Consider the following 10,428-nt stretch of genomic DNA (forward strand, 5'->3'; position numbering starts at 1 on the left):
CTGGTGTTCAGAAGTGTTCTATTCCGATCTTAGCACGAGCTCGGCGGCGGTGTCGTTTTCGGGCGTTGAAACGACCGAACGAGTCTCAGTTGCTGAAGCTGACCGAGCTGTAATCGGCCGAGCGGTCCGCGTCGGCCTGGTCGCCGGCCTGCTGCTCGTTATCGGCCACCTGGTTCTCGATGCCGGTGAACCCGGGGTCGGTGACTTCGTCGGCGTCCGCCGTCGTTTCGGCTGTGGGGGCCTCGAATTCGCCCGATTCCTCGAGGGGGTCCGGCTCGGGCTCGGGCGGTGCGATCGTGCGGGCTTCGGGGCCGGCCGGGGGCAGGGTTTCGAGTTCGTCGCGCAGGTCGGCCACCTCGGCGGCGAGGGCGTCGCGGACCTGTACCTGCTCGTCGAGGCTGGCTCGCATGCCCTCGATCGTGTCGTTCAGGGTGTTCAGCCGGCGGTCCGCGCCGAGCAGGCGCCACTCGATCACCACGCGGCGGTCCACCTCGCCGCTGACGTTCTCCACCCACGACACCACGTATTCGAGCCACTCCGGCTGCTTGGGCATGGGCTCGGCCTCGGTCCACCCCTTGCGCAGCAGGGTCTTTCCCGACAGCACCCGCTCGGACCTGCGCCGGGTCAGGTCGTTGACGTGCACCAGACTCAGCTTCCCCGCACTGGTCACCGCCGCCGACACCCGGTACCGGCCCGCGAGATGCATCCGCAGCTCGGCCGTTCCGCGCCCGTCGGCGTCCATGATCCCCAGCCAGGGCCCCTCCGCCGCGTCGATGATCGACTCCAGCACCCCCAACTGCCCCATACCCCGTCGCAGCCGCGTAGCCCGCCGCCGCAGATCCTCGGGGGTATCGGTCATCTGATCCCAGTGCATGGCACCCACTCTCTTCTCGGCCCACCCCGAACAATCACCGGGTACGAACATAGCCGTGCGCGGGCGGAACACACCCGCGCGCGGCCGCGGATCGCGCGCACCGCTGGTCAGCCGAGCAGATGGCGCGGACCGCCCCGTCCGTCGACGGCCGAATCAGGCAACCGTGGACCCCATCGGCGCGCAGGCGGTTCGACCGCCGCCCGCACGGGTTCGATCTCGAAGGCGTGAAACCGGGCGCCCGGGGCGTCGTCGCGGGCTCGGACATGGCATCGGGTCACCGGATCGGCGCGCGAGCCCGGGCGGCATCAGCAGTTGGGGTCGAGGGGGAAGCAGGCCGGGGGGACCGTGGTCTTCGGGATCGTGGGGTCGGTGGTCGTGGTTCCGCCGGTGCTGCCGCGCTGGGAGGTGGTGGGGCGGACGGGGGTGTTCGTGTCGTCGTCCTTGGTGGAGGTGGTGCGGCCGGTGCACATCACGGCGATCAGCAGGATCAGGAAGACCAGGACTATCGCGCCGACGATCGGGATGTCTCGGCGGCGGCGGGCCTTGGCGGGCTGGGTCGCCGACTGCGGGGTGTTCCAGATCGGGAAGCCCGGGCCGCCGGTCGGTCGGGTGGGGGCGTTGGGGGGCTGAGGCTGGGGGTTGGCGATCGGGGCGGGGGCGGGGGCGCGCAGGGGAGCGGCGGGCTGATTGCGCTGGGGCCCTTGGGCTCCGGGCTGTTGCGGGGCACGGGGACCGGTCAGGGAAACGCCGGGGCCCTGCGGTGCGCCCGGACCCTGCGGTGCGCCGGGACCCTGCGGTGCGGGACCCCGTACGGGGGCCGGGCCCTGGGGTACGCCGGCGGGCTGGCCCGGACCCGGGCGCTGGGGCGCGCCCTGTCCCGGAAGCTGGGGTGCGCTCGGGCCTTGCGGCGCGCCGGGGCCCTGGGGACCCGGGCCCTGAGGTTCGGCGGACCGCTCGGGGCGATCGGAGGGGGAACCACCACCGGTGATGTGGCGGTACGCCGCGACGGCGGCGGCGGCCGCCGCGCCCCCGGCGAGCACGCCGCCCGCTGCGGCCTTACCGGTCGAGCCGCCCTTTCCGGACTTGCCCGACTTCTCGGACTCCAGCTCGGTGGTTTCGCCCGCGGGTCTGTCGGGCGCGGATTCGCCCGCGCCGGAACGCGCTTCGGCCGGACCTCGCGGCGGGGCGGCGGGGGGATCCTGCTGGATCGGGACCGACGGGACCTTGACGGTCGGCGCGGCCGCCAGCGGCGGCGGGGAGGTCCGTGCCGACTCCGGCGGCGGGAAGCCCTCCGAGACCAGGTCGGAATAGGTTGCGGCGGCGGCGAATCCGAGCGCCCCCAGCGCCTGCCCGACCTGGGCGGCATCCCAGGAGGGCTCGGCGCCCTCGGCGATCGTGGTGAAGTACGTGCGCAGCGAGGACGGTCCATCGCCGATCAGCACGTCGATTCCCGGTGGCAGTTCGCCCTTCTCGAGTTTGATCCGGCTGCCGAGCTGCGGGCACAGCAGCACCAGGCCGCTCACCGGAACTTCCTCACGCCCGGGCGCGGAACGCAACTGGCGGGCGAGTTCGGCGGTCTGCTGCCGGACGCGCTCGAGCGGATTGGCGTCGCCGTCGATCGGCGCGGGTTTGCCGTCGACTGTCCAGGGCTCGTCCTGCGCACAGGACAGGGTGCCGTTGACCCGCTCGGTGAAACCGTGCACCCCGACCACCACGCTGGTCTGCGGCGTCCACACCACCACGTCGGCGTCCTGGCACTGCACCACCGCGATCCCGGGCACCGCGTGCGGCCCGCTCCAGGATTTGAGCCAGTTCACCACGGTGCGCTCGGTGGCCGACAGCCGCGACGGGTCGTCGTTTCGGACCTTCACCAACATGCGAACCACCTCTGACCGATGCCTCTACCTGCCGCCCGCCCGAACGAACGCCGCGACAACCTTACGGCGTCCCGTGAGCGGTCGTGGCGAATCGTCTTGCGGTGCAGCAAGATCATTCTGCACGGTTTCGCCGAACGACGCGCCGGGGGAGTGCAACTGGCCGGTTGCCCGTGGTGGGCGGGCCCGAACGTCCGGGGTGATCAGTTCGACGTGCGGGCGCCGACGTAGCCGTCGGGGCGCACGAGGATCTGGGTCCCGTCGGTGGCGTCGTAGGCGTGGGCGGCATGCCCGCCGGCATCGACCAGCGCGTCCCCGGTCGCGGCGCCGGACCGCCCCACCCGGACGACTTGTGGTCGCACCCCGAAGGATTCGAGCGCGGGCGCACCGTCGCCGAAGATCAGCAACGTCGCGTGCGGTCCCCGGAACACCTCGAACAGCCGGATCCTGCGGCCGTCGGCGGTCAGCAGCGGCGCGTCCGGCGCGCGATCACCGGGACGCAGGGTCGCGGACCCGGTGTCGGGGAACAGCATCCGATAGCCGAGGTCGAGCTGGTGCGTCCCCTCCCGATCCAGCGCGTCCGGATCGCCCTTGACGGTCTTGTCCAGCAGCGCCGAGGAGATCCCGAGCACCTGCGCGGCCACGGCCCGCCGCTCGCCCGCGTAGGAATCGAGCAGCGCCTCACTCTCCTGCCCCGGATTCCGCAGCGCGACTTCGAGTTTCCAGCCCAGGTTGTAGGCGTCCTGCACGCCGGTGTTCAGGCCCTGCCCGCCGGTCGGCGGGTGCACGTGCGCGGCGTCCCCGGCCAGCAGCACCCGGCCGTCCCGGAACCGTTCGGCCAGGCGGGTATTGGGCCGCCACACCGTCGCCCAGCCGAGCTCACTGAGCACGATGTCGGCGCGCCCCGAGCGTTCGGTCACATACCGTTGCAGCACGGCCAGATTCGCGTCGCCGTCCCCGTCGACCGGCGTCGCGAACTGGAAGCGCCGCCCGCCCGGCAGCGGGGAGAGCGCGATACCGGACATCGGAGCGTCCGGCCGGGCGAACCAGTAGCCGAAGTCGTGGTCCAGCGCATCGGCGCGCACGTCGCCGAGCAGCATGCGCACCGAGTCGTCGGTGCTGCCCTCGAAGGCGATGCCGAGCCGTTTGCGCACGGTGCTGCGCCCGCCGTCCGCGCCGACGAGGTAGGCGACCCGGAGTGTTTCGGAATCGCCGCCGCGGGTCAGTGTCGCGGTGACCCCGTCCGCATCGGCGGTGAAATCGGTCAGCTCCGTGCCGAGTTCGACCCGCACCCCGAACTCCGCCGCACGCTCACGCAGCAGCCGCTCGGTGTCGGATTGCCCGAGCACCCACGGATTCGGTTGCGGCACCGCCGGAGTCGGTTCCCGCCATTCGGTCATGCGGCGCTCCATGACGAACTCGCCGCCGAAGAACACCCGCATGGTGGCCTGCGGCGACCCCGCGGCCAGGACCGCGTCCAGCACCCCCAGATCGTCGAACACCTCCAGGGTGCGCGGCTGGAGGCCGTCGCCGCGCGAGCCGTCGAAGAATTCGGCGGCCCGGTCGACGATGCGCACCGGCACGCCGCGCCGGGCGAGATCGATGGCGAGGGTGAGGCCGGTGGGACCGGCGCCGGCGATGAGGACCTGCGGCGACATGATTGCTCCAATTACTGAATCAGGATTCACTGAATGTGGATTCAGTATTGTGGGTGGTACTTTCCGCTGTCAAGGAGGTGGTGTGCATGGCCGGGCGACGCCGGGAGAAGTCGACGGAGACCGAACACGCGCTCAAGGCCGCCGCGCGCGGATTGTTCGCCGAACGCGGGTATCTGAACACCAAGATCACCGACATCACCGCGGCCGCCGGGCGGGCGGCGGGCTCGTTCTACAACCACTTCGCGAGCAAGGAGGAATTGCTCCAGGCGCTGTTGAAAGACCTTGCCGACGAAGGCGATTCAGCCGCCGAGCAGCCCGAGCACAATCCGGACTTCACCGATCCGGACGCGGTGCGCTACCACCTGGCCGCGTACTGGGGATTCGCCCGCGAGAACTGGGCGGTTCTGCGCGCGGTGCAGCAGGCGGCGCTGGTCAACGCGGATTTCGCCCGCACCGCCGCCGACTTCGGCGCGCAGCAGCGCGCGGAAATGGCCGACCACCTGGACGGCTTCGCCGCCGCGGGCCTCGAACTGCCCGGTAGCCCGGACGCCAGCCTGACCCTGATGTTCCAGCTCGCCTCCGGCCTGCTGGAGGCGGTGGAGGGCGGTGCGATCGAGCTGACCGACGCCGAAGCGGTCGACACCCTGACGCGCTTCGTCTATCGCGGCCTCACCGGCCGCGACTGCTGAAAAGAGTTGTTGCCGCTACGACTACGGCAGCAGGACGATCGATCCCGTGGTCTTGCGGCCTTCGAGATCGCGATGCGCCTGCTCGGCCTGGGCGAGGGGGTAGCTCGCGCCGACGCGGATCAGCAGGGTGCCGTCGGCGATCGCGTTCATGATGTCGCCTGCCCGCCACAGCAATTCGGCCCGGTCGCGGGTGTAGTGCACCAGGGTCGGGCGGGTCACGAAGATCGAGCCGGCCGGGTTGAGGCGCTGCAGGTCGAACGGGGGCACCGGGCCGCTGGCCGCGCCGAACAGGGCCAGGGTGCCGCGAACGCGCAGCGATGCCAGGCTCGCCTCGAAGGTCGACGCGCCGACCCCGTCGTAGGCCGCCGCGACGCCCACGCCGTCGGTGAGTTCCCGTACCCGCGTGGCGATCTCGTCGTCGTAGCGCAGCACCTCGGCCGCGCCCGCCTCGCGCGAGAGCTTCTCCTTGTCGTCGGTCGACACCGTGGTGATCACCCGCACCCCGCGCGCGGCCAGCAGCTGGGTCAGAATGAGCCCGACCCCGCCCGCGCCCGCGTGCACCAGCACGGTCTCGCCCGGTTCGGGCTTGTAGATCGACTCGATGAGGTAGTGCGCGGTCATGCCCTGCAGCAGCGCCGACGCCGCGACCGCCGGTTCCACGCCCGCGGGCACCGGAATCGCCACCGCCGCGTCCACGACGACCCGCTCGGCGTAGCTGCCGGGCGCGGCGGCCCATGCCACCCGGTCCCCGGGCCGGAAGTCGCCGACGCCGGATCCGACGGCGAGTACCACGCCGCTGCCCTCGGCGCCCGGAACATACGGCACCGCCTGCGGATAACGCCCGGTCCGGATGTAGGTGTCGATGAAATTCACGCCGATCGCCTCGGTCTCGACCAGCAATTGCCCCGGCCCGGCCTGCGGCTCGGGCACCTCCGCGACGAGCAGGACCTCGGGACCACCGTGCTGGGAAACCTGGATGGCGCGCATGTGTCGTTTCTACACCCGGCGCCCGGACGGCCGCTCGGCGCGGCCGCCGTTCGTGGACTTCGATGTACCCATGGGTAAACTGCGGGCATGAGCACTACCGATGCACCGGCACCCGTCAAACTGTCGCCGTCGATCGTCGACTCGGTCAAGGGATTCGTCGCTGACCATGGCGGTTCCGCCACCGCGGTGCTGCAGCCCGTCGGCCGTATCGGCGTTCGCGTCACCCTGGTCGGCCAGGACGGCGTGCTCGGCGATCGCGTGGTGGGCGATCTGGCCACCGCCAAGGAACTCGTCGCGGTCGTGGACGGGCTCACCGAGGCCGATGAGTGGAACCGCGAACTCGTGAACCTGGTCACCCCCGCCAAGGGACACTGGGCCAAGATGGCCGGCTGGGTCGCCAAGCAGAAGCGATTCCCCAAGGCGCGCAACGAGAAGTAGGTCCCTGCTCACAGTCACCCGCTCCCGCCGGGCGCGGGAGCGTGCGACAAGACAAGGATGCCGTGTCGGGCCGAGTGACGAAACAGGCGCAGCTGCGCTCCGCGCTGACCACCCTGTGCTCCCAGTTGCGACCCGGCGAGATGCTGCCCAGCGAACGCCAGCTCTGCGACGACTACCGCGTCAGCCGCATGACGGTGCGTGAGGTGCTGGGCCAGCTCGATTCCGAGGGTGTCATCACCCGGGTGCCCGGCAAGGGCACCTTCGTCGCGGAACGGGTGGCCCGCTCACGCCTGCACATGGCCTCCTTCAGCGACGACATGCGCCGCCTGGGCCGCACCCCCAGCACCGTGGTGCTGCACACCGATTTCGCGCTGCCCCCGCCCGCGACGATCAACGCCCTCGGACTCTCCATGGAGGACAAGGCCTTTCACCTGGTGCGCCTGCGCCTGGCCGACGGGCTGCCGATCTCGATCGACGACGGCTGGTACCGCGCGGACCTGCTCCCCGGGCTCCTGGACCACGATCTGACACAGTCGCTGTACTCCCTGCTGGAGAAGGAATACGACTGCCCGATCGACCGGGCCGACCAAACGGTGCGCGCGGTGGCCGCCGACGAGCGCGGCGCGGGCTGGCTCGGTACCGACGTCGGCTCGCCGCTGCTGGCCTTCGATCGCCAGTCCTACTCCCGGGACCGCTGCGTGGAACACGCGCAGTCCTGGTACCGCGCCGATCGCTACCAGGTCTACATGACCGTCAGCGCCGGAGACGGCGGCCAGAACGACTGAGCCCCGGCTGCTTTCGCGGGTTCCGGGAAACCGCTGTCGCTTGCCCGAAACGATTCGAGCCCCGGCCCATCATGGGCCGGGGCCCGAATCGTTCGGGCGTTCAGATGGTGTACAGCACCGCGCCCGTTTCCACGGTCCCGGTGGCGGCGTCGCGGGCCGAGCCCGGCGCGGTGTCCATCACCACCACCGGCACGACGGCGCTCAGGCCCATGCGGCGAACCGCGTTGGGGGAGAACGTCACCAGGGGCTGACCGATCTCGACGCGGTCACCCTCGGCGGCTTGTACCCGGAACAGCTCCGTCTTGCCGACGGTGTCGATGCCCACGTGCAGCAGCACACCCGTGCCGGTGTCGGACAGGATCACCGCGGCGTGCGGGTGCAGCTTCACGATCGTGCCCGCGATCGGGGCGACGACCGTGACGTCCGCGTCGGTGTCGGGTGGCTCGATGGCCACGCCCGCCCCGACCATCTCCGCCGAGAACACGGGGTCGGGCACCTCCGACAGGGGGATCGCGGTGCCGGGCAGCGGGGCGAGAACTCGGGTGCTCATGGCGGTCAGAGCAGATCGTTGATGTCTTCGGCCAGGGCGTCGGCGGTCGGGCCGACCACGACCTGCACCGCGGCCCCGGCCTTGACGACGCCGTGCGCGCCCGCGGCCTTGAGGTCCTTCTCGTTGACCAGGGACGCGTCCTTCACCTCGACGCGCAGCCGGGTGATGCAGCCCTCGACTTCGACGATGTTCCCGGTGCCCCCGAGTCCGGCGATGATCTGATCGACTTTCGACATCTTTCCTCCGTGCGTGTCGAGTGGACAAAGCTGGTTATAACCAGTTATATGTGGTTATAACCAGTCACCATACCTTCGGGTGACCCTATTCACAGACTGAGGACGACCGCTATGGCCGATGCAGCCCAGAGCGCGCGCAAGAAAATAGACCTGTCCGGACTGCAGAAGCTCGGCCGCAGCTTGATGCTGCCCATCGCCACGCTACCCGCCGCGGGCCTGCTGGTACGGCTGGGACAGGACGACATGCTCGGCCGGTGGTCGGCGACGCGGACCGTCGCCGATGTCATCGCCGGAGCGGGCGGCGCGCTGCTCGACAACCTCCCCCTGCTGTTCGCCGTCGGCATCGCCATCGGCTGGGCCAAGAAGGCCGACGGCTCCACCGCGCTGGCCGCCGTGGTCGGCTACCTGGCCTTCAACGGCGTACTGAAAGCCATGTCCCCGGTGGTGATGGAGGGCAAGACCGACGCCAAAGGCGCTCAGGCCCTGGTGAATTTCGGTGTCCTCGGCGGCATCGTCATGGGCTTGACCGCGGCCATCCTGTGGCAGCGCTACCACCGCACGCAGCTACCGGACTACCTCGGCTTCTTCTCCGGCCGCCGCCTGGTCCCGATCCTGACCGCCTGCGCCGCGGTGGTCATCGGCGTGCTGATGTCCTTCATCTACCCGGCCTTCAACGCGGGCCTGACCTGGCTCGGCGAGGCCGTCGCGAACAACGCGGTCGCCGGCGGCGGCATCTTCGGCTTCGCCAACCGCCTGCTGCTCCCGCTGGGTCTGCACCACATCCTGAACTCGGTGGTGTGGTTCGTGATCGGCGACTACAACGGCGCGCACGGCGACATCCCGCGCTTCCTGGCCGGTGATCCGTCCGCGGGCACCTTCATGACCGGCTTCTTCCCGATCATGATGTTCGGCCTGCCCGCCGCCGCGTTCGCCATCTACCGCAACGCCAAGCCCGAGAATCGCAAGATGATCGGCGGCATCATGCTCTCCACCGGTCTGACCGCCTTCGTCACCGGCATCACCGAGCCGCTGGAATTCGCCTTCATCTTCGTGGCCTGGCCGCTGCTGCTCATCCACGCGATCTTCACCGGTTCGGCGCTGGCGCTGACCAACGCGCTCGGCATCCACGACGGCTTCACCTTCTCCGCGGGCGCCATCGACTATCTGCTGAACTTCGGCAAGGCGACGCATCCGCTGCTGCTCATCCCCATAGGCTTGGGCTACGCCGTCCTCTACTACGTCACCTTCAGCTTCATCATCAAGCGCTGGAATCTGCCGACACCGGGTCGTGAACCCGACGAAGAAGAGATCGAGAAGGAGAACGTCGCGTAATGATCACCCGTACCGCCGTGGTCGCGTCCGAGACCGGACTGCACGCCCGCCCCGCCGCCCTGTTCGCCAAGGCCGCCGCCGAATCGCCCGTCCCCGTGACGATTTCGATCGACGACAAGCCCGCCGTCGCCGCCGGCAGCCTGCTGCAGGTCATGACCCTGGGCGTCAAGCAGGGCGACACCGTGACCCTGTCGACCGAAGAGGGGAACGAGGCCGCGCTCGACAAGCTCGTCTCCCTGCTGGAGACCGATCTTGACGCGTGAGATCCACGGTGTCGCCGCCGCTCCCGGAGTGGCGCTCGGACCGGTGCGGTGGCTGGCGTCCGCGCCGGCCACCAGCGCGTCCGATACTCCCGGGAGCGATGCCGATGCCGAGATCGCCCGCGCCGAGTCCGCTTTCGACACCGTCGCGGCGCGGTATTCCGCCCAGGCGCTCGAGGCCAAGGGCCCGGCCGCGGACATCCTGTTCATGACCGCGGCGCTGGCCGCCGATCCAGCCCTGCTCGATCAGGTGCGCGCGGGCATCCGCGCCGGCGGCCCCACCGCGCACTCGGTCACCCAGGCCGTGGCGCACTTCGCCGACCAGTTGACCGCGCTCGGCGGCATGATGGCCGAACGCGCGTCGGACCTGCGCGATGTCGGACAGCGCGTGGTCGCCGAACTGCTCGGTGTCGACCCGCCCGGAATCCCGGACAGCGCTACGCCTTTCGTGCTCGCCGCCCAGGACCTCGCTCCCGCCGACACCGCGACCCTCGATCCCGAGATCGTGCTCGGCCTGCTCACCGTCGCGGGCGGACCGACCTCGCACACCGCGATTCTGGCCAAGGCCCTGGGGATTCCGGCCGTGGTCGCCGCCCCGGGCGCGGTCGAGATCACGGAGAACACCGAGATCGTCCTGGACGGCACCACCGGAATCGTGCAGCTCGAACCCGACGCGGCGCGCCGCGCGGACGTGCTCGCCGCCCGCGCACATCGGACGAGCGTCGTGTAGGGGAAGAGGGGTGGG

Annotated in this window: 12 protein-coding genes; 6 read left to right on the top strand and 6 right to left on the bottom strand. The window is 70.5% G+C overall.

All coding sequences use genetic code 11. The features are described from left to right. Positions 1 to 85: 85 nt before the first annotated feature. The 3 genes from ABZ319_RS38675 to ABZ319_RS38685 all read right to left on the bottom strand — a co-directional run bounded on the left by ABZ319_RS38675 (position 86) and on the right by ABZ319_RS38685 (position 4,406). Positions 86 to 874: a hypothetical protein gene (locus ABZ319_RS38675; protein ID WP_354991562.1), complete on the bottom strand. Its 789-nt coding sequence runs from the start codon at positions 872 to 874 to the stop codon at positions 86 to 88. A gap of 305 nt (positions 875 to 1,179) precedes the next feature. Further along, positions 1,180 to 2,751: a hypothetical protein gene (locus ABZ319_RS38680; protein ID WP_354991563.1), complete on the bottom strand. Its 1,572-nt coding sequence runs from the start codon at positions 2,749 to 2,751 to the stop codon at positions 1,180 to 1,182. A 200-nt stretch (positions 2,752 to 2,951) separates the two neighbouring features. Beyond that, positions 2,952 to 4,406 carry an FAD-dependent monooxygenase gene (locus ABZ319_RS38685; protein WP_354991564.1) on the bottom strand — a complete coding sequence of 485 codons (1,455 nt, stop codon included), beginning with the start codon at positions 4,404 to 4,406 and terminating at the stop codon, positions 2,952 to 2,954. An 86-nt stretch (positions 4,407 to 4,492) separates the two neighbouring features. Here ABZ319_RS38685 and ABZ319_RS38690 point away from each other — a divergent pair, with 86 nt between their 5' ends. Then, positions 4,493 to 5,095, top strand: coding sequence for a TetR/AcrR family transcriptional regulator (locus ABZ319_RS38690; protein ID WP_354991565.1), 603 nt, complete (start codon positions 4,493 to 4,495; stop codon positions 5,093 to 5,095). A 21-nt stretch (positions 5,096 to 5,116) separates the two neighbouring features. Here ABZ319_RS38690 and ABZ319_RS38695 read toward each other — a convergent pair whose 3' ends face one another. Next, complete coding sequence (locus ABZ319_RS38695) at positions 5,117 to 6,082, bottom strand: quinone oxidoreductase (RefSeq protein WP_354991566.1); 966 nt, start codon at positions 6,080 to 6,082, stop codon at positions 5,117 to 5,119. Positions 6,083 to 6,169: 87 nt separating this feature from the next. Between ABZ319_RS38695 and ABZ319_RS38700 the strand changes: the two genes are divergently transcribed. Together ABZ319_RS38700 and ABZ319_RS38705 are read left to right on the top strand one after the other, a co-directional pair. Then, on the top strand, positions 6,170 to 6,520 hold the full coding sequence (locus tag ABZ319_RS38700) for a hypothetical protein (protein WP_354991567.1): 351 nt from the start codon (positions 6,170 to 6,172) through the stop codon (positions 6,518 to 6,520). Between the two features lie 62 nt (positions 6,521 to 6,582). Then, on the top strand, positions 6,583 to 7,305 hold the full coding sequence (locus ABZ319_RS38705) for a GntR family transcriptional regulator (RefSeq protein WP_354991568.1): 723 nt from the start codon (positions 6,583 to 6,585) through the stop codon (positions 7,303 to 7,305). Positions 7,306 to 7,405: 100 nt separating this feature from the next. Here the strand turns inward: ABZ319_RS38705 and ABZ319_RS38710 are convergent, their stop codons facing one another. Both ABZ319_RS38710 and ABZ319_RS38715 read right to left on the bottom strand, forming a co-directional pair. Next, positions 7,406 to 7,855, bottom strand: a complete 450-nt coding sequence (locus ABZ319_RS38710) for a PTS glucose transporter subunit IIA (RefSeq protein ID WP_354991569.1) — start codon at positions 7,853 to 7,855, stop codon at positions 7,406 to 7,408. Positions 7,856 to 7,860: 5 nt separating this feature from the next. Beyond that, positions 7,861 to 8,091 carry a PTS glucose/sucrose transporter subunit IIB gene (locus tag ABZ319_RS38715; protein WP_354991570.1) on the bottom strand — a complete coding sequence of 77 codons (231 nt, stop codon included), beginning with the start codon at positions 8,089 to 8,091 and terminating at the stop codon, positions 7,861 to 7,863. A 111-nt stretch (positions 8,092 to 8,202) separates the two neighbouring features. Between ABZ319_RS38715 and ABZ319_RS38720 the strand changes: the two genes are divergently transcribed. From ABZ319_RS38720 to ABZ319_RS38730, 3 genes are read left to right on the top strand one after another with little or no spacing between them, the layout of a single operon-like run. Then, positions 8,203 to 9,423, top strand: coding sequence for a PTS transporter subunit EIIC (locus tag ABZ319_RS38720; RefSeq protein ID WP_354991571.1), 1,221 nt, complete (start codon positions 8,203 to 8,205; stop codon positions 9,421 to 9,423). Further along, entirely contained in the window at positions 9,423 to 9,686 is a 264-nt protein-coding gene (locus ABZ319_RS38725) for an HPr family phosphocarrier protein (RefSeq protein ID WP_354991572.1), read from the top strand. The genes ABZ319_RS38720 and ABZ319_RS38725 overlap by 1 nt, the downstream gene beginning before the upstream one ends. After that, positions 9,676 to 10,413: a PEP-utilizing enzyme gene (locus ABZ319_RS38730; RefSeq protein ID WP_354991573.1), complete on the top strand. Its 738-nt coding sequence runs from the start codon at positions 9,676 to 9,678 to the stop codon at positions 10,411 to 10,413. The genes ABZ319_RS38725 and ABZ319_RS38730 overlap by 11 nt, the downstream gene beginning before the upstream one ends. Positions 10,414 to 10,428: the final 15 nt, after the last annotated feature.

The sequence above is a fragment of the Nocardia sp. NPDC005978 genome, assembly GCF_040614455.1.
GTDB lineage: Bacteria > Actinomycetota > Actinomycetes > Mycobacteriales > Mycobacteriaceae > Nocardia.

What these genes read in the sequence shown, in the direction of transcription:
- ABZ319_RS38675 (WP_354991562.1), bottom strand. Translation starts at nt 874, where the DNA reads ATGCACTGGGATCAGATGACCGATACCCCCGAGGATCTGCGGCGGCGG.
- ABZ319_RS38680 (WP_354991563.1), bottom strand. Translation starts at nt 2,751, where the DNA reads ATGTTGGTGAAGGTCCGAAACGACGACCCGTCGCGGCTGTCGGCCACC.
- ABZ319_RS38685 (WP_354991564.1), bottom strand. Translation starts at nt 4,406, where the DNA reads ATGTCGCCGCAGGTCCTCATCGCCGGCGCCGGTCCCACCGGCCTCACC.
- ABZ319_RS38690 (WP_354991565.1), top strand. Translation starts at nt 4,493, where the DNA reads ATGGCCGGGCGACGCCGGGAGAAGTCGACGGAGACCGAACACGCGCTC.
- ABZ319_RS38695 (WP_354991566.1), bottom strand. Translation starts at nt 6,082, where the DNA reads ATGCGCGCCATCCAGGTTTCCCAGCACGGTGGTCCCGAGGTCCTGCTC.
- ABZ319_RS38700 (WP_354991567.1), top strand. Translation starts at nt 6,170, where the DNA reads ATGAGCACTACCGATGCACCGGCACCCGTCAAACTGTCGCCGTCGATC.
- ABZ319_RS38710 (WP_354991569.1), bottom strand. Translation starts at nt 7,855, where the DNA reads ATGAGCACCCGAGTTCTCGCCCCGCTGCCCGGCACCGCGATCCCCCTG.
- ABZ319_RS38715 (WP_354991570.1), bottom strand. Translation starts at nt 8,091, where the DNA reads ATGTCGAAAGTCGATCAGATCATCGCCGGACTCGGGGGCACCGGGAAC.
- ABZ319_RS38720 (WP_354991571.1), top strand. Translation starts at nt 8,203, where the DNA reads ATGGCCGATGCAGCCCAGAGCGCGCGCAAGAAAATAGACCTGTCCGGA.
- ABZ319_RS38725 (WP_354991572.1), top strand. Translation starts at nt 9,423, where the DNA reads ATGATCACCCGTACCGCCGTGGTCGCGTCCGAGACCGGACTGCACGCC.